Source organism: Massilia sp. BKSP1R2A-1 (assembly GCF_050586525.1).
In the GTDB taxonomy this organism is placed as follows: domain Bacteria; phylum Pseudomonadota; class Gammaproteobacteria; order Burkholderiales; family Burkholderiaceae_D; genus Telluria.
The window spans coordinates 139,458-163,460 of the sequence record NZ_JBOBRE010000002.1 but is presented as its reverse complement, the minus strand read 5'-3'; the positions used below and the strand labels follow the sequence as shown (position 1 = coordinate 163,460).

Annotated in this window: 20 protein-coding genes; 10 read left to right on the top strand and 10 right to left on the bottom strand. The window is 66.4% G+C overall.

Going from position 1 to position 24,003, the window contains the following annotated elements; all coding sequences use genetic code 11:
* The first annotated feature begins 2 nt into the window (after nt 1-2).
* From ACQ7JA_RS04000 to ACQ7JA_RS03980, 5 genes are all read left to right on the top strand, one after another.
* Nucleotides 3-2,393, top strand: a complete 2,391-nt coding sequence (locus ACQ7JA_RS04000) for an aldehyde dehydrogenase family protein (protein ID WP_430894744.1) — start codon at nt 3-5, stop codon at nt 2,391-2,393.
* Between the two features lie 135 nt (nt 2,394-2,528).
* Nucleotides 2,529-3,851: a thymidine phosphorylase gene (gene deoA, locus ACQ7JA_RS03995; RefSeq protein ID WP_430894742.1), complete on the top strand. Its 1,323-nt coding sequence runs from the start codon at nt 2,529-2,531 to the stop codon at nt 3,849-3,851.
* 2 nt (nt 3,852-3,853) lie between these two features.
* Nucleotides 3,854-4,255 (top strand): cytidine deaminase, encoded by a 402-nt coding sequence (locus ACQ7JA_RS03990; RefSeq protein WP_430894740.1) that lies wholly within the window; start codon nt 3,854-3,856, stop codon nt 4,253-4,255.
* 402 nt (nt 4,256-4,657) lie between these two features.
* Nucleotides 4,658-7,360 carry a TonB-dependent receptor gene (locus ACQ7JA_RS03985; protein ID WP_430894738.1) on the top strand — a complete coding sequence of 901 codons (2,703 nt, stop codon included), beginning with the start codon at nt 4,658-4,660 and terminating at the stop codon, nt 7,358-7,360.
* A gap of 159 nt (nt 7,361-7,519) precedes the next feature.
* Nucleotides 7,520-9,070 (top strand): tryptophan halogenase family protein, encoded by a 1,551-nt coding sequence (locus tag ACQ7JA_RS03980; RefSeq protein ID WP_430894736.1) that lies wholly within the window; start codon nt 7,520-7,522, stop codon nt 9,068-9,070.
* A 14-nt stretch (nt 9,071-9,084) separates the two neighbouring features.
* On the opposite strand, the gene ACQ7JA_RS03975 is transcribed toward ACQ7JA_RS03980, so the two are convergent.
* A complete protein-coding gene (locus ACQ7JA_RS03975) occupies nt 9,085-9,831 on the bottom strand; it encodes a GntR family transcriptional regulator (RefSeq protein WP_430894734.1) in 747 nt (248 codons plus the stop codon).
* A 268-nt stretch (nt 9,832-10,099) separates the two neighbouring features.
* On the opposite strand from ACQ7JA_RS03975, the gene ACQ7JA_RS03970 reads away from it, so the two are divergent.
* On the top strand, nt 10,100-11,080 hold the full coding sequence (locus tag ACQ7JA_RS03970; RefSeq protein WP_430894732.1) for a glycosyl hydrolase: 981 nt from the start codon (nt 10,100-10,102) through the stop codon (nt 11,078-11,080).
* A 9-nt stretch (nt 11,081-11,089) separates the two neighbouring features.
* Here ACQ7JA_RS03970 and nagZ read toward each other — a convergent pair whose 3' ends face one another.
* Both nagZ and ACQ7JA_RS03960 read right to left on the bottom strand, forming a co-directional pair.
* Entirely contained in the window at nt 11,090-12,592 is a 1,503-nt protein-coding gene (gene nagZ / locus ACQ7JA_RS03965; protein ID WP_430894730.1) for a beta-N-acetylhexosaminidase, read from the bottom strand.
* Nucleotides 12,593-12,629: 37 nt separating this feature from the next.
* On the bottom strand, nt 12,630-13,364 hold the full coding sequence (locus ACQ7JA_RS03960; RefSeq protein WP_430894728.1) for a GntR family transcriptional regulator: 735 nt from the start codon (nt 13,362-13,364) through the stop codon (nt 12,630-12,632).
* Nucleotides 13,365-13,790: 426 nt separating this feature from the next.
* On the opposite strand from ACQ7JA_RS03960, the gene ACQ7JA_RS03955 reads away from it, so the two are divergent.
* On the top strand, nt 13,791-15,149 hold the full coding sequence (locus tag ACQ7JA_RS03955; protein ID WP_430894726.1) for a sugar MFS transporter: 1,359 nt from the start codon (nt 13,791-13,793) through the stop codon (nt 15,147-15,149).
* A gap of 96 nt (nt 15,150-15,245) precedes the next feature.
* On the opposite strand, the gene ACQ7JA_RS03950 is transcribed toward ACQ7JA_RS03955, so the two are convergent.
* The gene (locus ACQ7JA_RS03950; RefSeq protein ID WP_430894724.1) at nt 15,246-15,548 is read right to left on the bottom strand and encodes a hypothetical protein; all 303 of its coding nucleotides are present in this window, start codon (nt 15,546-15,548) and stop codon (nt 15,246-15,248) included.
* Between ACQ7JA_RS03950 and ACQ7JA_RS03945 the strand changes: the two genes are divergently transcribed.
* Nucleotides 15,547-16,203, top strand: a complete 657-nt coding sequence (locus ACQ7JA_RS03945) for a DUF2076 domain-containing protein (protein WP_430894722.1) — start codon at nt 15,547-15,549, stop codon at nt 16,201-16,203. The genes ACQ7JA_RS03950 and ACQ7JA_RS03945 overlap by 2 nt on opposite strands.
* Nucleotides 16,204-16,210: 7 nt before the next feature.
* Here ACQ7JA_RS03945 and ACQ7JA_RS03940 read toward each other — a convergent pair whose 3' ends face one another.
* From ACQ7JA_RS03940 to ACQ7JA_RS03915, 6 genes are all read right to left on the bottom strand, one after another.
* On the bottom strand, nt 16,211-16,993 hold the full coding sequence (locus tag ACQ7JA_RS03940; protein ID WP_430894720.1) for a LytR/AlgR family response regulator transcription factor: 783 nt from the start codon (nt 16,991-16,993) through the stop codon (nt 16,211-16,213).
* Complete coding sequence (locus ACQ7JA_RS03935; RefSeq protein ID WP_430894718.1) at nt 16,993-17,883, bottom strand: sensor histidine kinase; 891 nt, start codon at nt 17,881-17,883, stop codon at nt 16,993-16,995. Before ACQ7JA_RS03935 ends, ACQ7JA_RS03940 begins: the two co-directional genes overlap by 1 nt.
* 3 nt (nt 17,884-17,886) lie before the next feature.
* Nucleotides 17,887-18,147, bottom strand: a complete 261-nt coding sequence (locus tag ACQ7JA_RS03930) for a hypothetical protein (protein WP_430894716.1) — start codon at nt 18,145-18,147, stop codon at nt 17,887-17,889.
* 93 nt (nt 18,148-18,240) lie between these two features.
* A complete protein-coding gene (locus tag ACQ7JA_RS03925) occupies nt 18,241-18,834 on the bottom strand; it encodes a GNAT family N-acetyltransferase (RefSeq protein ID WP_430894714.1) in 594 nt (197 codons plus the stop codon).
* A 62-nt stretch (nt 18,835-18,896) separates the two neighbouring features.
* On the bottom strand, nt 18,897-19,523 hold the full coding sequence (locus ACQ7JA_RS03920; protein WP_430894712.1) for a TetR/AcrR family transcriptional regulator: 627 nt from the start codon (nt 19,521-19,523) through the stop codon (nt 18,897-18,899).
* A 9-nt stretch (nt 19,524-19,532) separates the two neighbouring features.
* Nucleotides 19,533-20,978 (bottom strand): PLP-dependent aminotransferase family protein, encoded by a 1,446-nt coding sequence (locus ACQ7JA_RS03915; RefSeq protein WP_430895397.1) that lies wholly within the window; start codon nt 20,976-20,978, stop codon nt 19,533-19,535.
* A gap of 206 nt (nt 20,979-21,184) precedes the next feature.
* Between ACQ7JA_RS03915 and ACQ7JA_RS03910 the strand changes: the two genes are divergently transcribed.
* Together ACQ7JA_RS03910 and ACQ7JA_RS03905 are read left to right on the top strand one after the other, a co-directional pair.
* Complete coding sequence (locus ACQ7JA_RS03910) at nt 21,185-22,501, top strand: aspartate aminotransferase family protein (RefSeq protein ID WP_430894710.1); 1,317 nt, start codon at nt 21,185-21,187, stop codon at nt 22,499-22,501.
* Between the two features lie 4 nt (nt 22,502-22,505).
* Nucleotides 22,506-23,999 carry a CoA-acylating methylmalonate-semialdehyde dehydrogenase gene (locus ACQ7JA_RS03905; RefSeq protein ID WP_430894708.1) on the top strand — a complete coding sequence of 498 codons (1,494 nt, stop codon included), beginning with the start codon at nt 22,506-22,508 and terminating at the stop codon, nt 23,997-23,999.
* Nucleotides 24,000-24,003 lie beyond the last annotated feature (4 nt).

The following is a 24,003-nucleotide window of genomic DNA, read 5'->3' as shown; positions in this document are numbered from 1 at the left end:
TCATGCCCACTATTAAAGAGATTCTTCAGACTATGGATTACGGTCCCGCACCAGAAAGCACCAAGGAAGCGAACGCGTGGCTGGACCAGCATGGACGCCGTTTCGGCCTCTTCATCGACGGCGCCTGGAGCGAGGCGGCGACGACCTTCGCCACCAGCAACCCGGCCGACGGCAGCGAGCTGGCGCAGGTGACCCAGGCAACAGGCGACGACGTCGAGCGCGCCGTGCAGGCCGCACGCCGCGCCCAGCCGGGCTGGGTGGCGCTGGGCGGCCAGGGCCGCGCGCGTGTCATGTACTCGCTGGCGCGCCTGCTGCAGAAACATGCGCGCCTGTTCGCGGTGCTCGAGACCCTCGACAACGGCAAGACCATCCGCGAAACCCGCGACGCCGACCTGCCGCTGGCCGCCCGCCACTTCTACCACCACGCCGGCTGGGCCGCGCTGCAGGCGGAAGAATTCGCGGACTACCGCGCCGTGGGCGTGGTCGGCCAGATCGTGCCGTGGAACTTCCCGCTGCTCATGCTGGCATGGAAGATCGCACCTGCGCTGGCCGCCGGTAACACGGTCGTGTTCAAGCCGGCCGAGTTCACGCCGCTGACCGCGCTGCTGTTCGCCGAGATCTGCCAGCAGGCAGGTGTGCCGGCGGGCGTGGTCAACATCGTCACCGGCGACGGCGCCGTGGGCGAAGCCATCGTCAACCACCCGGGCATCGACAAGCTGGCCTTCACCGGCTCCACGGAAGTCGGCCGCATCATCCGCAAAGCCACCGCCGGCACGGGCAAGAAGCTGTCGCTGGAACTGGGCGGCAAGTCGCCCTTCATCGTGTTCGACGATGCGGATCTGGACGCCGCCGTCGAAGGCCTGGTCGATTCGATCTGGTTCAACCAGGGCCAGGTCTGCTGCGCCGGTTCGCGCCTGCTGGTGCAGGAGTCAAGCTACGAGCGCTTCATCGCCAAGGTGAAGGCGCGCATGCAGAATTTGCGCGTGGGTTCGCCGCTCGACAAATCGAACGACATCGGCGCGCTGGTGGATCCGATCCAGCAGCAACGCATCCACGCGCTGGTGGAATCGGCGCGTACGGAAGGCTGCGAAGTGTGGCAGCCGGCCTGCGAAGCGCCGAGCGCCGGCGCCTGGTACCTGCCGACCCTGATCACCGGCGCCTCGACCTCGGCCGCCGTGGCCCAGGCCGAGATCTTCGGCCCGGTGCTGGTGGCGATGAGCTTCCGCACCCCGTCGGAGGCCGTGCAGCTGGCGAACAACACCGTCTACGGCCTGGCCGCCTGCGTGTGGTCGGAATCGATCTCGCTGGCGCTGGACGTGGCGCCGCAGATCAAGGCCGGCGTGGTGTGGATCAACACCGCCAACCAGTTCGACGCGGCCTGCGGCTTCGGCGGCTACAAGGAATCGGGCTTCGGCCGCGAAGGCGGCAAGGAGGGCATGTACGAGTACCTGACCCCGTTGTCGGAAGATGCACGCCCGGCCGCGCCGCTCGTGGCCGACAAGGGTCGTGTGAAAGCATCGGAAGAGGCGAATCTTGCAACTGCGCCCTTCGCCATCGACCGCACCGCCAAGCTCTACATCGGCGGCAAGCAGGCGCGCCCTGACGGCGCCTACAGCCGCGCAATCAACGGCGCGAACGGCGCCTTCCTGGCCGATGTCGGCGAAGGCAACCGCAAGGACATCCGCAACGCCGTGGAAGCGGCGCACAAGGCGTCCGGCTGGTCCAGGGCCACCGCGCACAACCGCGCGCAAGTCCTGTACTACATCGCCGAGAACCTGGCGATCCGCGCCGACGAATTCGCCCAGCGCATCGCCGCCCAGACCGGCGCCAAGGAGGCCGCCCGCGAAGTCCAGGCCTCGATCGAGCGCCTGTTCTACTGGGCCGCATGGTGCGACAAGTACGACGGCGCCGCCCACCAGCCGCCGATGCACGGCATCACCGTGGCGCTGAACGAACCGGTCGGCGTGATCGGCATCGTCTGCCCGAACGAGAACCCGCTGCTGGGCTTCATCTCGCTGGTCGCTCCGGCGCTGGCCCTGGGCAACCGCGTGGTGGCGGTGCCGTCGGAAGCCCATCCGCTGTCCGCCACGGACCTGTACCAAGTGCTGGATACCTCGGACCTGCCGGGCGGCGCGCTCAATATCGTCACCGGTTCGGCATCGGAGCTGGCGCGTACGCTGGCTTCGCACGGCGACGTGGATGCCGTGTGGCGTCACGACGGTTCTGCCGAAGGTTGCGCGGAAGTGGAACGCTTATCAAGCGATTCGCTCAAGCGCACCTGGGTCGGCGGCGCCAAGGGCCGTGACTGGTTCGATGCGAAGCAGGCTTGCGGCCGCACCGTGCTGCAGCATGCCAGCCAGGTCAAGAACGTCTGGATCCCGTACGGCGTCTAAATAAGATTTTGTAGGGTGGGCGGTCCTCCGCCCACGCGTCCAACGAACGGTTCCACGCCACGAAGCTGGCCGGGATACGTGGTTTGAACGCGTGGGCGGGGAACCGCCCACCCTACGTTATAGAAAGGTTTTGGCATGTTCCTCCCCCAAGAAATCGTCCGCAAAAAGCGTGACGGCGGCGTCCTGAGCGCCGAAGAGATCCAGTTCTTCGTGCGCGGCATCCCGGACGGCAGCACCACCGAAGGCCAGATCGCGGCGCTCGCGATGGCCGTCTACTTCAACGACATGACCATGGACGAACGCGTCGCGTTCACGCTGGCGATGCGCGATTCGGGCCTGGTCATGGAGTGGAAATCGCTCGACCTGCCGGGCCCCGTGGTCGACAAGCACTCGACCGGCGGCGTCGGCGACGTGGTCTCGCTGATGCTGGGCCCGATGATCGCGGCCTGCGGCGGCTTCGTGCCGATGATCTCGGGCCGCGGCCTGGGCCACACCGGCGGCACCCTCGACAAGTTCGATTCCATCCCCGGCTACAGCACCGTGCCGGAGCCGGAAAAATTCCGCCAGGTCGTCAAGGACGTCGGCGTGGCCATCATCGGCCAGACCGCCCAGCTGGCGCCGGCCGACAAGCGTTTCTACAGCATCCGCGACACCACGGCGACCGTGGAATCGGTGGCCATGATCACCGGCTCGATCCTCTCCAAGAAGCTGGCCGCCGGCCTCGATGCGCTCGTGATGGACGTGAAGGTCGGCAGCGGCGCCTTCATGCCGAGCTATGAGAAATCGGTGGAGCTGGCCGAGAGCATCGTCACGGTCGGCAATGGCGCCGGCACCCGCACCTCGGCCATCCTGACCGGCATGAACGAGTCGCTCTGCCACGCGGCCGGCAATGCCGTCGAAGTGCGCGTCGCGATCGACTACCTGACCGGCAAATCGCGCCCCGCGCGCCTGCATGAAGTGACGATGGCGCTGTGCGCCGAGATGCTGGTCATCTCCGGCATCGCCGCGAATAACGAAGAAGCGCGCGCCAGGCTGCAGGCGGCCCTCGATTCGGGCGAAGCGGCGGAACGCTTCGCGCGCATGGTCACGGCGCTGGGCGGCCCGGCGGACCTGATGGACAAGCCGGACGCCCATTTGGAAACCGCACCGGTGATCGTGCCAGTGCCGGCGCTGCAGGCAGGCTTCGCGACTTCAGTGGATACGCGCGGCCTGGGCCTGGCCGTCGTGGCCCTGGGCGGCGGCCGCGTGCGTCCGCAGGACACGATCGACTTCGCCGTCGGCCTCACCGGTTTGGTGGAACTGGGCGACAGCATCGCCGTCGGCCAGCCGCTGGCCATGGTCCATGCGCGCACCCAGGAGGCTGCCGAGCAGGCAGTGCGCCAGGTGCAGGCTGCCTACCAGATCGGCGCTTCGATGCCCGCGGCCGAGCCGATGATCTACAAAACCATCCGTCCTTGATCATGAAATACGCGAAACTCATCGACGAAGCCCGCGCCGCGCGCGAACTGGCCTATACGCCGTACTCGAAGTTCCAGGTCGGCGCTGCACTGGAATGCAAGGACGGACGCATCTTCCGCGGCTGTAACGTGGAAAACGCCTCGTATGGCCTGTGCAACTGCGCCGAGCGCACCGCCTTCTTCAGCGCCATCGCCAGCGGTTACAAGCCGGGCGATTTCGCGGCGCTGGCCGTGATCGGCCAGACCGACGGCCCGATCGCTCCCTGCGGCGCCTGCCGCCAGGTGATCCTGGAACTGGGCGGCAACGCGCTGCCGGTGGTATTGACCAACCTGAAGGGCGACGTGTTCGAGACCACGGCTGCCGAGCAACTTCCGAACGCCTTCGGCGGTCGCGACCTGGGCTAGTCAAGCCCGCATTCGCGAGGGCTCCGGCCCTCGCATCCTCCCGGGCCTTTCCCTGGTCCCGACCCTCTGCGGCCTGCGTCTGGCACAGCAATGTTTCCATTTTGCGACATTGTGTAGCGCCGTTTTCCACCCTGTTGAGCTAATACCACTTTGCATGTGGTCTTCCTGCCTTGTCGAATAGCCAAGGGAGCGTCACATCCCATTTCCCCTGATACCACTTGCCCGCTTCCGGTTTCCTGGCCTTACCAATCCATACCAAAAACGCATACACCTATGCAAATTGGTAGTGATTTGGTATTCAAAGAATTGTATATTGGTCACACACTGGTTCTGTAGAGGGGTAAGGAAGGTTCGACAAACTGGCTGTTTAGTGGACGGCCATTCCATTTTTAGGGGACTCACATGCAGCGTGAAACAACAACAATCAACCTCACTCCATTCGCGGCCGCTGCGGCGCTGATGGTGCTGAGCCTGAACGCCAACGCCCAGCAGGACAATGCCGACGCACCGACCACGGTGGTGGTGCAGGGCATCCGGGCGTCCGTCCAGGAGTCGATCAACCAGCGCCGCAATGCCGACTCCTATGTGGAAGTGATCACCGCCGAAGACGTCGGCAAGCTGGCCGACAAGAACGTCGCCGACTCGCTGCAGCGCCTGTCGGGCGTGAGCGTGGCCGCGGCCGGCGGCTCGGAAGGCAGCTTCGGCGAGAACGACCGCGTGGCCCTGCGCGGCACCCCGTCGTCCCTGACCCTGACCACCCTGAACGGCCACTCGGTCTCGAGCGGCGACTGGTTCTCCGATAACATCATCGCGGGCGGCCGCAGCGTCAGCTTCACCCTGTTCCCGTCGGAGCTGATCGGCCGCGTGACGGTCTATAAAGGTTCGCAGGCCAGCCTGATCGACGGCGGCGCCATGGGCCTGATCGACATCGAAACCCGCAAGCCCCTGGACCTGCTGCGCAAGCAGACCATCACGGCCCAGGCCAGCGTCGGCGCCATGCATTCCGAGTACGCCAAGAAGACCGACCCGCAGCTGAGCGGCATGGTCGCCTGGCGCAACGATGCGGCCACGGTCGGCGTGCTGTTCCAGGCCTTCCACCAGAAGCGCCACCTGAGCCGCGTGGCCCAGGAAAACTCGATCTGGTGGGACAAGGTCGAAGCCGGCTCGCCGATCGCCAACGCGATCCCCGGCTCGGTCGGCGCGATCGTCAACTACCTGGGCGGCACCGCCTGGTTCGAGCAGGAGCGCACCCGCACCGGCGGCCTGGTCGACCTGCAGATCCGTCCGAACAAGGACCTGAACCTCGACCTGACGGTGTTCCATTCGAAGATGGACGCGCCGAACGTCAACCACAACTTCATGCAGACCATGGGCCGCTTCCTGGGCAATGCCTGGGCCGCGCCGTCTTTTCCGGCGTCGAACATCACGGGCACCGTCAGCAATGGCGTGATCACCTCGGTGTCGGCGACCGTCCCGGCCAACTGTACCGTGTGCGCCGACATGTCGGGCTCGATCCAGGAGATCTTCGCGCGTCCGGTGGCCGAGAGCCAGTCGCAGTTCGTCAACCTGGACGGCAAGTACCGCATCAACGAGCTGTGGCTTGTCAGCGGCAAGGTCGGCACCACCAGGGGCAAGGGCAATACCGAAAGCGGGGCGCTGAGCAACCCGATTCCCTTCGGCGCCATCAGCTACAGCCTGAACGGCCCGGACAAGGCGATCAGCTACGTGACCGCCGGCAGCGCCCAGCATGCCATCGGCGGCGGCTACGGCGGCGTGCCGGGCACCTTCGGTTCCCACGTCACCTCGAAGGACGAGGAGACCTATGCCCAGCTCGACCTCGAGCGCAGCCTGGACCACTCCTTCTTCCGCACCGTGAAATTCGGCGTGCGCGGCGCGAAGCATGAACGCAGCCTGTCGGTGATCGACAACGGCCCGCTGCCGGGACTGAGCGATCCGAAGAACCTGCCCCTGTACGGCCTGACCACCTTCCCGGATCACCTCAAGGACGTGGCCGGGATCGGCTCGAACTACTGGACCTTCAGCCAGGCGAGCGTGAACGACTGGGTGCGCAAGTACACCGGTTTCCTGGTGCGCCGCCGCCAGGCCGAATTCGACATCGAGGAGCCGACCGCATCGGCCTATGTGCAGGCCGACTTCGGCAACGACGCAGGCCTGTCCGGCAACTTCGGCGTGCGTTACGCGCGCACCAAGGAGGACGTGCTGAAGTACGAGATGGGTCCTTCGGGCAGCTTCGAGCCGCGCAAGTACGAGAACACCTACAAGGACGTGCTGCCCAGCCTGAACATCCGCTACGAGCTCTCGCGCGACCTGGTCCTGCGTTCCGGTCTCTCGCGTACCCTGGCGCGTCCGGAACTGGGCGCCATGGCCGGCATCGACCTGCGCGACCAGCAGCGCACCGGCACCACCGGCAACCCGAACCTGGCGCCGATCACCTCGGACAACTTCGACGTCGGCGTCGACTGGTACTTCGCACCGCGCTCGCTGCTGGCCGCGAACGTGTTCTACGCCGACATCGACGGCTATGTGTCCTACGGCGCCAGCTCGGGGATCTACTACAACCAGCAGGCCCAGGCCAATACCGAGTACCAGACCAGTTCGCCGATCAACTCGACGGCCAAGGTCAAGGGCGTGGAGCTGAACTATATCCAGACCCTGCCGCTCGGCTTCGGCTACAACGTGAACTACACCTACACCGATGCCGAAGAGACCGGACGCAAGCCCGGTTCGGCCTGCGGCGCCGTGCAGTACGCGGACTGCACGATGATCGGCGCCTCGAAGAATGCGGCCAACGTCGGCGCCTACTTCGAGAACGACCAGTTCAGCGCACGGGTGAACTACAGCTGGCGCTCGGGCTTCCTGAATGGCTTCAGCCGCAACACGGCCCAGTTCCAGGATTCCGTGGGCACGCTGTCGGCGACCTTCTCCTACCGCATCAGCGAGAACCTCAGCCTGTCCCTGGACGGCAAGGACCTGAACAACCCGACCCACCGTTCGATCGTCAAGAACCCGGGCGCGCAGAACCTGCCGGGATCGATCTATCGTAACGGCCGCCAGTGGTTCCTGGCCCTGAACGGCAAGATCTGAGTCTGATGTTGTCGGGTTAATGGGTTCGTAGGGTGGGCAATCCTTTGCCCACGCGTTCAACGAGAACAGGCGTCGCCACGGTGCAGCCATGAGTTGAACGCGTGGGCGGGGGACCGCCCACCCTACGGGTCCTGACTATAACTTTGGGAGTGCCAATCCATGAAAAGCGCTTCGGAAATCAAGCAGATCGTGATCGTCGGCGGGGGAACGGCGGGCTGGATGAGCGCCCTGATCCTGGCCGACACGCTGGCACAGTCGGCCACCATGCAAGGCGCCAGCATCACCCTGCTGGAGTCGCCCGTCGTCGGGACCATCGGCGTCGGCGAAGGCTCGACCCACGCCCTCAAGCGCTTCTTCGACACGCTGCGCATCGCCGAATCCGAGTGGATGCCGGCCTGCCACGCGACCTATAAATGCGGCATCACCTTTGACGGCTGGTCGACGCGGCCCGGCTTCACCAGCTACTTCCACCAGTTCTCGACCATGGTGGACAACCTCACCCAGCCGGTGTTCATGAACAACGTGCATTCGCGCCTGCGCGGCGTCGATGCACCAGCCTGGCCGAACGACTACTTCCTGTCCGCTCATCTCGTCAGGAACAAGCTGGCCCCGGTCACTCCGGAACACTTCCCCTTCACGGCGAATTACGGCTTCCATTTCGACGCCACCCTGCTGGCGCGCTTCCTGCGCAAGAAGGCGCTGGAGCGCGGCGTGCGCCACCGCCAGTGCCACATCGTCGCGTCGAATCTGGATGCGGCCGGCGACATCGCCAGCGTGCGTTCGCAGGAGGGGGAAGCGTTCGCGGCCGACCTGTTCGTCGACTGTTCGGGCTTCACGGGCCTGCTCATCGACAAGGCCCTGAAGACACCCTTCCACAGCTATGCCGGGGACCTGGCCAACGATGCGGCCGTGGCCATGCCGACCCCGCACGACGGCGACATCGCCCCGCATACGGTGTCGACGGCCCTGAAGCACGGCTGGGCGTGGCAGATTCCGCTCACTACGCGCTACGGCAACGGCTACGTCTACAGCAAGGCCTACTGCAGCGCCGACCAGGCGGAATACGAACTGCGCGAACGACTCGGCCTGCTCGAGTCGGATGTGCCGGCGCGCCACCTGGCGATGACGGTCGGGCGGGTGGAGCAGCACTGGAACCGCAACTGCGTCGCGATCGGCCTGTCGCAGGGATTCCTCGAGCCGCTGGAAGCGACCGCGCTGTTCCTGACCCAGACGGCGGCGGCGATCTTCGCGGCTATTCTTACAGCGGGCGACTACGGCGAACGCGCGCGCCAGGCCTACAACCGCGAGGTAAGCGGTTATTTCGACGGCCACCGCGACTACATCGTCGCCCACTACAAGACCAACAGCCGGCCCGATACCGAATACTGGCGCGACCGCGCCAAGGACCCCGGCGCGGTGTCGGATTCGCTGCGCCAGGTGTTCGACACCTGGCTCGGGGGCAGGGATTTGGCCGCGGAAATCACGCGCCAGGGCCTCGACAAGTACTACCCGATCGGCTCATGGTATGCGCTGCTGGCCGGCATGGGGGTGTTCCCGCCGCCGACGCCCGCGCAGGCCGATCCTGCCTACGGGCAGCAGGCGCGCGAGATGCAGGAATTCCTGCGCCGCTGCACGCTGAACTTCCGTAATCACATGGAGGTGCTGCGCGAGTACGACAGCGCGGCCGGCGCGCAGGCCAGGGCCGCGTGAAGCCGCGCCGCGACTTACAGCGCGTTGAGTTCGGCGACGAAGTCGTACATGTCGCCGCGGAAGAAGGAACGGCAGAACTCGACGGCGCGCCCGTCCGCGAGAAAGCCGAGCCGCTCCACGCACAGGCCCGCCGCGCCGGGTCTGGATTCCAGCAGCTCGGCCTGTTCCTGGTTCAGGACGATGGCGGACAGGCGCTGCAGGGCGCGCACCGGCCGGTGGCCGGTCTTGCCGAGCGCCTCGTACATCGAGGCGTCGACGTCGTCGATGCTGGCGAGGGCGCTCTTGACCAGGGTCGCGTATTCGATGCACATGGGGATGCCGTCGGCGCAGCGGATGCGGTTGAAGCGGTAGACCGGCGCGCCGGGCGAAAGGCGGAAACGCAGCGCCTCTTCAGGTGTGACGGAACCCTCCTGGCGCTTGAGCCAGCGGCTGCTCGGCACCTGTCCGCGCGCGCGGATGTCTTCCGAAAAGGAGGTCAGCTTGGCGAAGTTCTTTTCGACCCGCGGATGCACATTGATGTAGGTGCCGGAGCCCGGCGTGCGCGCCAGGATGCCGTCCGCCACCAGGCCGTCGATGGCCTTGCGCACGGTAATGCGCGAGATGCCCAGCTCGGTGGCCAGCTGCCGCTCGGCCGGCAAGGCCCGGTTGGGGCCGAAGAGGTGCTGCTCGATCGCCTGCCGCAGCGCGATTTCGAGCTGCTGGTAGAGAGGCAGGTTTCCGCCCGCGGCGACGGTTTGCATGATCCCCAGGAGCGGACTCATCGGATGTTTCCTTAGGTAAATTCTTGCTTGGGCAGCTGATGATCATACCAAAAAACATGCACGCCGCATTGGTGAAATGCGGCCATGCTCCGATCCGACGCCCGCAGAGGGTGTGAAAAAACCGCCATGGCAAGGCGCCGAGTCGAAGACAGTACGCTAGTACGGCGAGACGAGGCAACGCAGCCATGGCGGAATTTTTCACACCGTCGCAGGGGCGCTAACCCGCCGGACCGCCTTGCGTGGCGCCGGCCTTGCACGAGGAATGACGATGAAGCTGAAAGCTGTTTGCATCCTGCTGGCGCTTGCGGCCAGCGCCCAGGCGGCGCCCCTGATGCGCGGGCCCTACAAGCACGTGCCCCAGCACCTGGGCGAGGACCTGGTGCTCGCGGCCGCACCCGGCGGCGTGCGCGCGCCCTACGTCAACGATGGCAAAGCCATGTACGGCAACGCGACCGTGTCGCTGGCCTTCGCGACCGGCGAATGCGGCAGGGAGACCTGGGGCAAGCCGGACGCGGACGCGCTCATGCAGGCCAACGTCCCGGCCTTCGTGCAGGCGGGCGTGGCCTATGTGATCTCGACCGGCGGCGCCGAAGGCATCTTCACCTGCACCACCCGCGCCGGCATGGACCGCTTCATGGCGCGCTATATGTCGCCGATGCTGGCCGGCTTCGACTTCGACATCGAGACCGGGCAGACCGAGAAGCAGGTGGCGAGCCTGCTAAAGCAGGTGCGCTACGCCCAGCAGAAGCATCCGAAGCTGCGCTACAGCTTCACCATCGCCACCGTCGCCGCCTCGGACGGCAGCCGCCGCAGCCTCAACGAGACCGGGGAGATGGTGCTGCGGCAGCTGCGCAAGAGCGGCGTCAAGGACTACGTCATCAACCTGATGGTGATGAACCACGACACCGGCAAGCCCGCCAACTGCGTGGTGGCCGACAGCGGCAACTGCGACATGGGACGCTCCGCAATCCAGGCGGTGCGCAATGTGAACCAGCGCTACAAGGTGCCGCTGTCGCAGCTCGCCATCACCGCCATGATCGGCGAAAACGACAGGCCGAACAACCAGACCACGGTCGAGGATGCGCGCGTGATGACGGAAGCGGCCGAGCGCATGGGCCTGGCCGGCCTGCATTACTGGTCGCTCGACCGCGATACGCCCTGTACCGAGCCTGTGACCGCGGCCAGCCCGGTGTGCAGCGGACTCGATGTGGCGGCGGGCGAGTATGCCCGCGCCTTCGGTTTGAAATAAGGGCGTCGTTCAGGGGGCGAATCCCGGCACGGGAATGACGCCCTCGGCATCGAGGCGGCCTTCCAGCCAGTCGCGGACCGCCTCGAGGGCCGGCATCGCGAAGCCGTAGGTGATCAGGGCCGGCGCCGCGATGTCCAGCGCGTGATAAGGATTCCACAGCGCCAGGTGCAGGTCCGGGCGCCAGCTGCGGCGCGCGTGTTCGCCATGGCGCAGGCGCGAAGTGGAGGCGAGGATGGTGTAGCTGCCGTCGTCCGGCAGCGCATCCCAGTCGAAGCTGTCTTCGTCGACGAAGGTCACCAGCTCGACCGCGCCCATTCCGCTCAGGCAGGCGGCGATCACGTCCGCGGGCACGCCTGCTTCGGAGACGCCGTCGCTCACCACGTCGCGGCGCGCGACCAGGCGCAGCCTGGCGCCCGGTGGCGGACGCCGTGGGGCGCGATAGGCGGTGAGGCCGCGGCGCCAGCCCTCGACCATGCGCTGCCGGTCGGCGGCTTCCTCTTCGTAGGGCGCCTGGAGGCAGGGATAGCGCGCGGCCAGGGCGGTCAGCCTGGCGCGCCGCTGCGCCGCTTCCCTGGGCGGAACGGCGCTGGAAGCGAGGGCATGCGCGATCGCGGCCAAGGTCTCTTCCTGGGTTTCGCGGGTGCCGAGCGCCATCACCATGTCGGCGCCCGCCTGGAGCGCCTGCACCGCCGCCTGGCCGGCGCCGTAGCGTCCGGCGATGGCATGCATGTCCATGCCGTCGGTGATGATGACGCCGCGGTAGTCCCAGGCCCCGCGCAGCAGGCCGCTGAGGATGGGGCGCGACATGGTGGCGGGATAGTCGGGATCGAGGCTGGGGTAGACGATGTGGGCGCTCATGATGGCGGGTGCATGGGGCGCGGCCATGCGGAAGGGGAGGAACTCGAAGCGTTCCAGTTCTTCCAGCGGCTTGTTCACGACGGGCAGCTCGCGGTGCGAGTCGACGTGCGTATCGCCGTGCCCCGGGAAGTGCTTGACGCAGCAGGCCACGCCCTGCGCCTGGCTGCCTTCCATCCAGGCCAGGGCCAGCTCGGTCGCGCGGACGGGCTCGGCGCCGAAGGAGCGTTCGGCGATCACGGGATTGTCGGGATTGTTGTTCAGGTCGAGCACCGGTGCGAAGTTCCAGTTGAAGCCGAGCGACCTGACCGCGCGCGCGACGGCCGCGCCGGTCTGGCGCGCGAGTTCCAGGTCGTCGGCTGCGCCCAGGCCCATCGCCGCGGGCGGCGGCGGCAGCCAGGTCGAGCGCACCACGGCGCCGCCTTCCTGGTCGATGGCGATCAGCGCTTCGGGGCCCATCGCGTCGCGCAGGGCGGCCGTGAGCGCGCGGACCTGTTCGGCGTCGCGCATATTGCCCCTGAAGAGGCAGACGCCGCCGATGCTGTTCTCGCGCAGGAAAGCGGCTGTTGCGGCATCGAGTTCGGTGCCGGGGAAGCGGATCATCATCAGCTGTCCGGCGATTTTCCTGTATTGCGGGTCCAGGCTTGTCTGGCTCATCGGTGCTCCGTGCTTGAAGGTGTGGTTGTTCAGGGGGTTAGCGCTGCGATTCGGTCACGTAGCCGTAGTAGTCGCTGCGGAACCAGGAATGGGTCAGCTCGACGGCGGCGCCGGAGCCGAGATAGCTCACCCGGGTGATGTGCAGCATGGCGGTGTTCGGCGCCAGGTCGGTCAGGCGCGCCTGGGCGGCGCTGGCGTTGACCGCGCGGATGTGCTGCAGGGCGCGCACCGGGTGGATGCCGCGTTCGTCCAGGTAGTCGTAGAGCGAATCGCCGACCGCCTGCGGATCCGGCATGTAGACGGCCGGGATGGTGGAGGTCTCGATCGCCATCACGATGTCGTCGGCGGTGCGCAGGCGCTTGAGCCGGACCACCGGCATGTTCGGCGACAGGCCCAGCGACAGCATCTCGAGCGGCGTGGCGGCGCCGAGCTCGCGCGACAGCCAGATCGAGCCGGCCTTCGCGCCGCGCTGGCTGAGTTCCTCGGAAAAGCTGGACAGCCGCGACAGGGGTTGCTCGAGCTTGGGCGTGATGTAGGTGCCGGAACCGCGGACCCGGGTCAGGACGCCGCGCTCGCACAGGAGGTCGATCGCCTTGCGTGCGGTGACGCGCGAGATGCTCAGCATGCCGGACAGCGTGCGCTCGGACGGCAGGGCCTCGTTGGCGCGCCAGCGGCCTTTGCCGATTGCGTTCGACAGCTTGTTCGCCAGCTGGATGTACAGGGGCGTGACGTCCGCAGGATCGGGCCGGAAGGCCTGCAGTTCTTCGTCCATTGCGGGTCAGGAGGCAAGGGCGCCGCGAGCAACTGCACTGAGAAGATGCTGGGTCATCGTAGCCTTTCTTGCAATAAAGTTCGGTAAATATAGGTCGGGCCGTACCAATAAGTCAATCGGTATCTGATTGGTATTGCCATGCTTCTGCCGCGCGTGCACTGAGGATTGAAGCGCATGTGCGTGTCCTTTCATGCAGATGGAATGGGACCGGAGCTGGTCTTTGGAGAGCGCTGGCGAGCAAATTGGTAAGTACCAGTGGTTTATAACTTTTTGTTCTGGTACCATGAATTGCCGGCTTCAGTCTGCCTGCCGGCGACGGCGGTTCGAACGCTCACAGTCTCTCCTCTGTGAGTTCCCCCGAGTCTTGTTACCGGGACCCGGGGGTTTTTTACGACCAGGCGGATTGCATTCATCGTTGGGATGTCCATGAAGCGACTCGATTCAGATTCGGCCAGTGCATCGACGCGTGAAGTGGTCGTCGCCATGTGTTTTGTTGGCATGCTGTTCTTCATCCTGGGCTTCGTTACGTGGCTCAATGGCTCCCTGATTCCCTACCTGAAGATCGTCTGCGACCTCAGTAATTTCCAGGCCCTGTTCGTCACCTTTGCCTTCTACATCGCCTACACGGTGATGGCCCTGCCGTCGGCCGCGGTGCTGGACAGGGTCGGCTACAAGCACGGCATGACCATCGGCCTGGGCGTCATGGCCGCCGGCGCCTTGCTCTTCATTCCAGCGGCCCGCAGCGCCGCCTATCCGCTGTTCCTGCTGGCCCTGTTCACCCTGGCGACCGGCGCCACGCTCATGCAGACCGCCGTCAATCCCTACCTGGTCTGCATCGGTTCGCGCGAGAGCGCCGCCATGCGCATCAGCATCATGGGACTGTTCAACAAGGGCGCCGGCGTCGTCGTGCCGCTTCTGTTCGCATCGTTGATGCTCTCGGACGTCGGCAATGTCTCGGACGTGGCGCTCGAGGCCATGGGCGCGGCCCGGAAGGAAGCCCTGCGCGCCCAGCTCGCCGAGCGGCTGGTATTCCCCTACGTGGTCATGGCCGCAGGCCTGTTGCTGGTCATGGTCATCGTGCACTTCTCGACACTGCGCGAGATCACGCCGGAGAAGGATGCGGGCGACCTTGCCGTACGCCGCTTCGGTGTGCTGCAGTTTCCCCAACTGGTGCTTGGCGCGCTGGCCCTCTTCGCGTACGTCGGTGTGGAAGTCATCGCGGGGGATACCATCGGGCTCTACGGCCAGCAGCTGAACGTGCAGAACTTCGGCGTGCTGACGTCCTACACCATGGCCTTCATGGTGCTCGGCTACCTGGTGGGGACCGTCGCCATTCCGCGCCTGCTGGCGCAAAAGACCGCCCTGATGCTGTCGGCCCTGCTCGGACTCCTGTTCACTTGCGGCGTGCTGTTCGGTTCGTCCATCGATGACGGCCTGGCCCGGGTCCTGCTGGGATGGCTGGGCGTGCCCGCCGTACCGGACACGGTGCTGTACCTGGCGCTGCTGGGCTTTGCCAATGCGCTGGTGTGGCCGGCGATCTGGCCGCTGGCGCTGGAGGGATTGGGCAAGTACACGGCCGCGGGATCGGCCCTCCTGGTGATGGGCGTGGCGGGCGGTGCGCTGCTGCCCATGCTCTATGGCCACTTCTCGGATGCTGCCCATGCGCAAACGGCGTATGCCGTGATGCTGCCGTGCTATGGCCTGATCCTGTTCTATGCGCTCAAGGGGCACGGCCTGCGGCGCTGGGGATGGAGGGCGCCCCTTGTCCGGCAGCCTGGCGCATAAGGGCGGAACAGAGGTCGGCCGCGTTCGGACCACCGCGCTGGCAATCTTCGGAAATTTCCGAATGATCCTTGCTTCAATTAAATAAAGTGACGCTGGTCAAATACGCCAGAACATTTCGCCCATGTAATCATAGGAATCAGCGTTGCCTGAATGGAGGAAGCCATGCTGGACCTTGCCTGCGATACCGGTATGGAGAGCCGTGTTTTCAAGGATATAACGTCTTCGACATCCTCGATACGGCTGTTCTACTTCTTCGAGCATGGCAGCGAACCCAGTGGTATCTCGCGCAGTGGCCGCACCATGGTGATTGCCGACTGCATGCCTGTCGAGGTGCTTGAAATCGTGGCTAGACGCACAACATGCAGGGTTAATCACATCCACGATGAGGAGCATCACCATGAGCCCATCCGATACCCAAAAACTGCATGACTTCCTCGGCCAACTGGTCCAGGCCAGCGGCATCCAGAAAGACCCCGAAGCCGATTCCCTGATCCAGCGCGCCGTCGCCCAGCAGCCCGACGCCGCCTACCTGCTGGTCCAGCGCGCCCTGCTGATGGAGCAGGCCCTCGACGCCGCCAGGTCGCGCATCGCCATGCTGGAAAGCCAACTGGACAAGCAGCAACGCAGCGGCGGTGGCTTCCTCGATCCGAACAGCTGGGGCAACCGCCACCGCTCCCATGCGCCGCAACACCACCAATCCCAGCACATGTCCTGGCAGCACGCCCTCCCGAGCTTCTCCAACCGCAGCGGCAGCGGTTTCCTGCGCGGCGGTGGAGGCGGCGGCTTGCTCGGCTCGATCGCGGCAACCGCGGCCGGCGTGGCGGCAGGCAGTTTCCTCTTCCACGGCCTCGACAACCTGTTCCACGACCACGATGCCGGCGGCAACGCCAGCCACCTGCTGTCGGATAACGACCAGTCCGGCGGCGCACTGGCCGACCAGGCCGGCATCAACGACATCGGCGAGTCCAACAACCTGCTGGACGAAGGAGGAGGCCTCGACGGCCCGGGCGGCTTCTTCGACGGCGACGGTTCCGACGAGGGCCTGTTCGGCTAAGAGACACTCACATCTGCTGGAACAGGTAGCCGTGGTTCCGGCTTACCTCCAGCAGTTCCGGGTAGTTGCGCAGCTTGACCATCTGCCGTCCGCGCAGGTCGCGCGTGACCTCGAGGATGGCGTCCACCCGCACCAGGGTCGAGCGGTGGATGCGCCAGAACTCGTCCGGGTCCAGCTCGTCCGCCAGCTCCTTGAGGGTCTTGCGGATCAGGAGCTGGGTGCCGGCGGTCTGTACGCAGGTGTACTTGTCGTCGGCCTGGAAGAACAGGATTTCGCGGGTGCTGACCATGCGCAGGCTGCCACCGACCTGGGCCTGGATCCAGCGCAGGTAGTTCGGTTTGGCGGCGGCGCTGCCTCCCTTGAGCAGAGCCCCCAGCTCGGCCAGTTGCGCGCCGATGTCCTGGGGCGCCGCCGCATTGCCGGCGAGGCGCTTGCGCAGGCGCTCGCAGGTGGTCTGCAGGCGTGCCGGCGTTACCGGTTTCAACAGGTAGTCGATGGCGCCCTGCTCGAACGCGTCCAGCGCGTACTGGTCGTAGGCGGTGGCGAACACGATGTGGCAGCGGTCGTAGAGCTGGCGCGCCGCATCGATGCCGCCCATGCCGGGCATGCGGATATCCAGGAACACGATATCCGGCTTGTGCTCGGCGGCCAGGGCAACCGCTTCGGCGCCGTTGGCCGCCTCGGCCACGATGCGCAGCTCGGGCCAGGCCTCAAGCAGGCGCGTACGCAGCTGTTCGCGCAGCGGCGCCTCGTCGTCGGCGATCAGTGCGGTTAGCGTAGCAGCGGGCATCAGTCGAACTCCGTCATCCGGTAGGGCAGGCGGATCGATGCGCAGGCGCCGCCGCCAGGCGGCATCTCGATCACCAGCTCGGCATCCTTCCCGTACAGCAGGGCCAGGCGTTCGCGGATGTTGGCCAGGCCCACGCCCTCGTCGGCGTGCAGGTCGATGCCGACGCCATCGTCGCAGACGTCGACGTGCAGGGTGGCGCCGACCACATGGCCGCGCACGGTAATGGTGCCGCCCGCCACCTTCGGCTCGAGGCCATGCTTGATCGCGTTCTCGATCAGGGTCTGCAGCATCATCGGCGGGAAGGGCGCGCTGCCGAGGAAGTCCGGCACCTCGAAGCGCACCGCCAGGCGTTCCTTCATGCGCGCCTGCATGATCGCCAGGTAGGCGCGCGACAGCTCGACCTGCTTGCCGAGGGTGCCGCCGCCACCTGCGCGCATCTGCGGCAGCGAGGAGCGCAGGTATTCGATCAGGTGGGCGTGCACGCGCGCCGCCTCCTTCGGGTCGGTCTCGATCAGCTGGCCGATCAGGGCCAGGGTGTTGAACAGGAAGTGCGGTTCGACCTGGGCCTGCAGGGTCGCCATCTGCGCCTCCATCAGGCGCCGCTCGAGCGTGGCGACGTTGGCCTTGTCCGCTGCTTCCTGGGCGGTGAGTTCGGCGCGGCGCTTGCCGCCGGCCAACACCTTGACGCCGAAGGAGATCAGGATGAACCAGACGGCCGGCTCGGTCAGGTTGAGCAGGATGCCGAACACGAAGACCAGGAACCAGGTCATGTACAGCTGGCGCCACTCGACCAGGGCCAGCCAGTCGAAGAAGCGCCACCACAGGACGCTGGCTTCGTTGACGGCTTCGCGCACGAAGTCGATTGCGCGGTTGATCGGAGCGGCGGCCATGATTTACTCCACGATCTGTTGCGGACGGCGGCCGAACAGGGCGGCAGCGACGAATTTCAGCAGCAGGAAGCCGACGAACAGGGTCAGCGCCAGCGGCACGATGGTCATCAGGCAGGCCAGCACGATCGACACGGCCAGCAGGGCCGGCCAGGGCAGGGCGGCCAGGGTGCGGGCGCCCGAGCGCACGGCGCGGTTGCACTTGCGGCCGATGTCTTCCATGTCGGCCACAAAAGAGCGGAAAGCGGAACGGGTGGCGGTTTTCATGCGGTATGTCCTTTGGTAGAGGTGATGGCGCTACTGTAGGACGGTGGCGCCGCGCGCGCCACGGTCATCCGACGAATGGTCGGATTCCCGGGTTTAGCGGTCAAGAGGACGGATAGGCGGGAAGGAGCGCTTGCTTGCGCTCGTCCCAGTAGCGGCGCAGCAGGCCGTAATTGACCGTGTCGGCCATCTCGCCGTGCACGAACCAGCGCTCCGGCATATAGCCTTCCTTGCGAAAGCCCAGCCGTTCCAGCAGGGCGGCGACGCGGTATTGCGCGGGTCGATGTCGGCCTCGATGCGGTTCAGGCGCAGCTCGTGGAAGGCGTAGTCGATGCCGGTGGCCAACGCTTCGCTGGCGTAGCCCTTGCCCCAGTGCGCGCTGCCGAGGGCGTAGCCGATTTCGCAACGGCGGTTTTTCGGGAAGAAGCGGTGCAGGTTGAGGGCGCCGATCAGCTGGCCGGTGGCGGCCAGTTCGATGCCGAAGCGTACCTCGGACTGCTCGCGGTAGCTCGCAAGCGCCTGTTCGATCATGGTCTCGGCGTCGCGCACCGAGGTCCAGGGCTCGGAGCTCCAGTAATGCATCACGGCGGGGTCGGAGAACACGGCCAGCAGGTCCGGCGCATCGTCCAGGGTGAACGGGCGCAGGGTGAGGCGGTCGGTCGTCAGGATGGGAGTTGCGTAATTGGACATGGGCTGCACATGACAAGACCTGTTGTTATAAAAGCATGGTAACACCTTGCTGCCGGACTGTCCTAGGCGACGGAAGTAACAGCCCGGACCACCAGTTCGCCGACCAGTTGCTCGGCATCCTCGAAGTCCGCGCCCGTCAGTTCCGGCCGGCCCAGGACCAGGGCCATCTGGGCCGCGAAGTCGGCGTAGGACTGGGTCATGGCCCACAGCGCGAACAGCAGATGGGTCGCGTTCACGCGCGCAATGCGCCCGTCCGCCATCCAGCGCTCGAACACGGCGATGTCCCGGCGCAGCAGCGGCACCACGCGGGCGCGGATCTGCTCGCCGTAGAACTTGGCGCCGCCGATCACCTCCATCGCATACACGCGCGAGGCCCAGGGCTGTTCGCGTGAAAAGCGCAGCTTGGCGCGGACGTAGGCGCGCAGCACCTCGCCCGGCTCGCCCGCGCTGTCGGCCAGGTGCTCCATGCGGGCGAGCCAGTCGTCCAGCACGTCGTCGAGCACGCGCTGGTAGAGGCTGGGCTTGGTCGGAAAGTAGTAGAGCAGGTTCTGCTTCGAGATGCCGGCCGCTTGCGCCACCGCGGCGATGGTCGTGCCCTCGAAGCCGCATTCGGCGAACAGGCGCGTGGCGGCCTGCAGGATGGCGGTCTCGACCTTGTCGCGCTTGCTTGGGAGGGCCTGGATGTCCATATTGTTCTCCTAGCGCTGTGCGCGCAGGAAGGCCAGCAGTTGCGGGTCGGCGGCGTACGCCACGTTGAAGCGGAACCAGATGCGCTCCGGCGTGCGCTGGGTGAAGAACTCGCCGGGCGCGAGCAGGATGCCGGCCTTGAGCGCGGCGTCGGCGATGGTGCGGGCGCTGCGTCCCGGCCCTGGCGGGCCATCCCAGCCGGCGCTGACGAACATGCCGCCGCGCGGCCGGGCCAGCGGGCGCAGGCCGGCGTCGCGCAGGGCGTCCAGGGATTCGTCGCGCGCGGCGTCGAGGCGGGCCGCGAGGCGCGCCACCATGCGCCGGTAGCTGCGGGTGCTGGTGGCTTCGAATACGGCGCGCTCGTTGATCTCCGAGGTCGTCAGGCCCGCCAGCATCTTCACGCGCAGCAATTCCGGCACCAGCGAGCGGGAGGCGCACAGGGAGCCGACGCGCAGCACCGGCGACAGGGTCTTGGAAAAGCTGCCGACCCGGATCACCCGGCGCAGGCCGTCCATCGCGGCCAGCGAAGCTTCCGCAGGCAGGGCCAGCTCGCGGTAGATATCGTCCTCCACCAGCCAGAAGTCGAACTGCTCGGCCAGCGCGAGCAGGCGGTGGGCCTGGGCCTGGCTGAGCGACGTGCCGAGGGGATTCTGCAGCACCGTGTTAACGAACATGAGCTTCGGCTGGAGTACGGCGGCCTGGCGCGCCAGCTCGTCCATGTCCAGGCCCGCTTCGCCGCGGCGAATGCCGACCGGGACGCAACCGTGGTGGCGGATCAGGGACAGCAGGTTGCTGTAGCCCGGGTCTTCGACCAGCACCACGTCGCCCGGCCGCGCCAGGGTGCGCAGGATGAGGTCGAAGGCGTGGGTCGCACCGTGGGTCAGCAGCACCTGGTCCGGGTCGACGGGAAAGAGCTCCGCGCCCAGGGTGGCGGCGAGGTGCTGGCGCAGGGCGGGCAGGCCGAGCGGGTGGCCGTAACCGCGCAGGCGGCCGGCCGGGATCTTCATGGCGTGGCGCACCGCGTCCAGCAGGGTGTTGTCGCCATACCACTCCGGCGGCAGCCAGCCGGCGCCGACCGGCAGGGCGTCCGACTGGCCGGAATACAGGTCCGGTGCCAGGGCGTCGATCTCGGACTGCAGGCTGGGCGCTGCCAGGGTCGGGCAGGCTGCCTGGGGCAGGCTGCGGGCGACGAAGAAGCCGGCGCCGCGCCGCGAGGAGAGCAGGCCCAGCTGGTGCAGCCGTTCATAGGCTTCGACAACCGTGAATGTGCTGACGCCATTGCACTTTGCGAATTGTCTAACTGAAGGCATTTTCGTGCCGGAACCGAGCTGGCGCTCGTTTACCATCGTCGAGATGGCCCCGACGATCTGGTCGACCAGGCTGCCACGTTTGCTCCTGTCGATGGCGAGCAGCGGCCAGGAGTGGACGGCAGCGCTATCGGGCGCCACCGTCGGCATTTCGCAAGGAAACTCTTCTGTCAACACAGCTTGTTCCATCGTCACCGCTCCGCGCCAAAGGGCTGCAACTGTGCAGGTCGGGCTGCCTGTACGGTTGGCCTGTTTTTACTCTGGTGTATCTGTGCCGGTGTTGCCTTGCTGACTATTATTGATCAATATTTTGCCAACTGGTAAAAAATTTTCGCCGCCATGGCAAGGAGAGACGCATGAACGAATCCAGGCCCAGCTCGATGTCCGCATTCTGGATGCCTTTCACCAATAACCGGGATTTCAAGGCCAGCCCGCGCCTGCTCGTGTCCGCCGAGGGGATGTACTACAAGGACGTCGACGGCAACCGCATCCTCGATGGCACGGCCGGCCTCTGGTGCGTTCCTTGCGGCCATGCCCAGCCGCGCATCACCCAGGCGGTCAGCGAGATGGTCGGCCAGCTGGATTTCGCGCCCACCTTCCAGATGGGTCACCCGGCCGCATTCGACCTGGCCGAGCAGCTGATGGATTACACCGGCCATAAATTCGGCCACGTCTTCTATACGAACTCCGGCTCCGAAGCGGTGGACACGGCCCTCAAGATGGCGCTGGCCTACCACAGGGCGCGCGGCGAGGGCGGGCGCACCCGCCTGATCGGCCGCGAGCGCGGCTATCACGGTGTCGGCTTCGGCGGCCTGTCGGTGGGCGGCATCGGCAACAACCGCAAGAGCTTCGGCCCGCTGCTGCCGGGCGTCGACCACCTGCCGCACACGCACAACCTGCTGAAAAACGCCTTCTCGCGAGGCGAGCCGGACTTCGGCGCCGAGCTGGCCGACGAGCTGGAACGCCTCGTCACCCTGCACGACGCGTCGACGATCGCGGCGGTGATCATCGAACCGGTGTCGGGTTCCACCGGCGTGCTGGTGCCGCCCAAGGGCTACCTCAAGCGCCTGCGCGAAATCTGCGACAAGCACGGCATCCTGCTGATCTTCGACGAAGTCATCACCGGCTTCGGCCGCCTGACCACGCCTTTCGCGAGCGACTATTTCGGCGTCGAGCCGGACATGATGACCACCGCGAAGGGCCTCACCAATGGCGTGGTGCCGATGGGCGCCGTGTTCTCCAAGCGCTTCATCCACGACGCCCTCATGGACGCGCCGCCGGGCATCGAGCTGTTCCATGGCTATACCTATTCCGGCCACCCGCTGGCCTGCGCGGCCGGCATCGCCACCTTGCAGGTCTTCCGCGAACAGGGCGTCATCGAGAACGCCAGGGCGATGCAGGCCTATTTCGAGGATGCGCTGCATTCGCTGCGCGGCCTGCCGCACGTGATCGACCTGCGCTCGATCGGCCTGGTGGCCGGCATCGAACTCGAGCCCATCGCGGGCAAGCCGGGCGCGCGCGCCTACGCCGCCTTCAAGCAGGCTTTCGCCGACGGCATCCTGATCCGCGTGACGGGCGACATCATCGCCCTGTCGCCGCCGCTCATCCTCGACCGGCAGCACATCGACGAACTGTTCGGCAAACTCGCCAACGTACTGAAAAACCTGGATTGAATCAATGGAACTCATCTCGCATTTCATCAACGGCCAACTGGCGCACGCGGAAGGCACGCGCCTGGCGGACGTCTACAACCCCGCACGCGGCGAGCCCTGCGCGAAAGTCGCCCTGGCCGAGCCGCGCGACGTCGACGCGGCGGTACAAAGCGCGCTGGCCGCCTTTCCGGCCTGGGCCGCGACGCCCCCGCTGGCGCGCGCCCGCGTCCTGTTCAAATACCTGCAGCTGTGCCAGCAGCACGTCGATGAATTCGCGGCCATGGTGGTGCGCGAGCACGGCAAGACCTTCGCGGATGCCCAGGGCGAAGTCGCACGCGGCATCGAGGTGGTCGAGTTCGCGGTCGGCATCCCGCAAATGCTCAAGGGCGAATTCACCGACCAGATCGCGCGCGGCATCGACGCCTGGTCGATGCGCCAGCCGCTCGGTGTGGTGGCCGGCATCACGCCGTTCAACTTCCCGGTGATGGTGCCGATGTGGATGTTCCCGGTCGCGATCGCCTGCGGGAACACCTTCCTACTCAAACCCTCCGAGCGCGACCCGTCCGCCTCCCTCCTGCATGCGCGCCTGCTGCAGGAAGCCGGCCTGCCGGATGGCGTGTTCAATGTGGTCCAGGGCGACAAGGTGGCGGTCGACGCGCTGCTCGAACACCGCGACATCCAGGCCATCAGCTTCGTCGGCTCCACGCCGATCGCCGAAACCATCTATGCCAAGGGCTCGGCCGCGGGCAAGCGCGTGCAGGCCCTGGGCGGCGCCAAGAACCACATGGTCGTGATGCCGGACGCCGACATGGGCATGGCGGTCGACGCCCTGATCGGCGCCGCCTACGGTTCGGCCGGCGAACGCTGCATGGCGATCTCGGTGGCGGTGGCCATCGGCGATGCCGGCGACAAGCTGGTTGCCAGCCTGGCCGAACGCACCGCGACGCTCAAGATCGGCGACGGCATGGCGGCCGGCATGGAGATGGGCCCGGTGGTCACGCGCGCCGCCAAGGAGCGCATCGAGCGCCTGATCGGCCAGGGCGTGGAGCAGGGCGCCACGCTCGTCGTGGACGGGCGCGACTACCGCGTGGACGAGAGTCCGAATGGCTTCTTCGTCGGCGGCACCCTGTTCGACCACGTCACCCCCGACATGGCGATCTACCGGGAAGAGATCTTCGGCCCGGTGCTGTGCGTGGTGCGCCTGCCGGACGTGGGCCGCGCGGTGGAACTCATCAACGCCAACGAATACGGCAACGGCGTCGCCATCTTCACCCGCGACGGCGGCGTTGCGCGCGAGTTCGTGCGCCAGATCGAGGTCGGCATGGTGGGCGTGAACGTGCCGCTGCCGGTGCCGATGGCCTTCAACAGCTTCGGCGGCTGGAAGCGCAGCCTGTTCGGCGATCACCATGCCTACGGGCCGGAAGGGGTGCGTTTCTACACCCGCCACAAGGCGGTGATGGAGCGCTGGCCTGACACCGCCAGCAGCGGGCCGCAGTTCGCCTTCCCCCAGATGAAGTAGCGTT

Coding starts and splice junctions, on each gene's coding strand:
- ACQ7JA_RS04000 (WP_430894744.1), top strand. CDS start 3: ATGCCCACTATTAAAGAGATTCTTCAGACTATGGATTACGGTCCCGCA.
- deoA (WP_430894742.1), top strand. CDS start 2,529: ATGTTCCTCCCCCAAGAAATCGTCCGCAAAAAGCGTGACGGCGGCGTC.
- ACQ7JA_RS03990 (WP_430894740.1), top strand. CDS start 3,854: ATGAAATACGCGAAACTCATCGACGAAGCCCGCGCCGCGCGCGAACTG.
- ACQ7JA_RS03985 (WP_430894738.1), top strand. CDS start 4,658: ATGCAGCGTGAAACAACAACAATCAACCTCACTCCATTCGCGGCCGCT.
- ACQ7JA_RS03980 (WP_430894736.1), top strand. CDS start 7,520: ATGAAAAGCGCTTCGGAAATCAAGCAGATCGTGATCGTCGGCGGGGGA.
- ACQ7JA_RS03975 (WP_430894734.1), bottom strand. CDS start 9,831: ATGAGTCCGCTCCTGGGGATCATGCAAACCGTCGCCGCGGGCGGAAAC.
- ACQ7JA_RS03970 (WP_430894732.1), top strand. CDS start 10,100: ATGAAGCTGAAAGCTGTTTGCATCCTGCTGGCGCTTGCGGCCAGCGCC.
- nagZ (WP_430894730.1), bottom strand. CDS start 12,592: ATGAGCCAGACAAGCCTGGACCCGCAATACAGGAAAATCGCCGGACAG.
- ACQ7JA_RS03960 (WP_430894728.1), bottom strand. CDS start 13,364: ATGGACGAAGAACTGCAGGCCTTCCGGCCCGATCCTGCGGACGTCACG.
- ACQ7JA_RS03955 (WP_430894726.1), top strand. CDS start 13,791: ATGAAGCGACTCGATTCAGATTCGGCCAGTGCATCGACGCGTGAAGTG.
- ACQ7JA_RS03945 (WP_430894722.1), top strand. CDS start 15,547: ATGAGCCCATCCGATACCCAAAAACTGCATGACTTCCTCGGCCAACTG.
- ACQ7JA_RS03950 (WP_430894724.1), bottom strand. CDS start 15,548: ATGGTGATGCTCCTCATCGTGGATGTGATTAACCCTGCATGTTGTGCG.
- ACQ7JA_RS03940 (WP_430894720.1), bottom strand. CDS start 16,993: ATGCCCGCTGCTACGCTAACCGCACTGATCGCCGACGACGAGGCGCCG.
- ACQ7JA_RS03935 (WP_430894718.1), bottom strand. CDS start 17,883: ATGGCCGCCGCTCCGATCAACCGCGCAATCGACTTCGTGCGCGAAGCC.
- ACQ7JA_RS03930 (WP_430894716.1), bottom strand. CDS start 18,147: ATGAAAACCGCCACCCGTTCCGCTTTCCGCTCTTTTGTGGCCGACATG.
- ACQ7JA_RS03925 (WP_430894714.1), bottom strand. CDS start 18,834: ATGTCCAATTACGCAACTCCCATCCTGACGACCGACCGCCTCACCCTG.
- ACQ7JA_RS03920 (WP_430894712.1), bottom strand. CDS start 19,523: ATGGACATCCAGGCCCTCCCAAGCAAGCGCGACAAGGTCGAGACCGCC.
- ACQ7JA_RS03915 (WP_430895397.1), bottom strand. CDS start 20,978: ATGCCGACGGTGGCGCCCGATAGCGCTGCCGTCCACTCCTGGCCGCTG.
- ACQ7JA_RS03910 (WP_430894710.1), top strand. CDS start 21,185: ATGAACGAATCCAGGCCCAGCTCGATGTCCGCATTCTGGATGCCTTTC.
- ACQ7JA_RS03905 (WP_430894708.1), top strand. CDS start 22,506: ATGGAACTCATCTCGCATTTCATCAACGGCCAACTGGCGCACGCGGAA.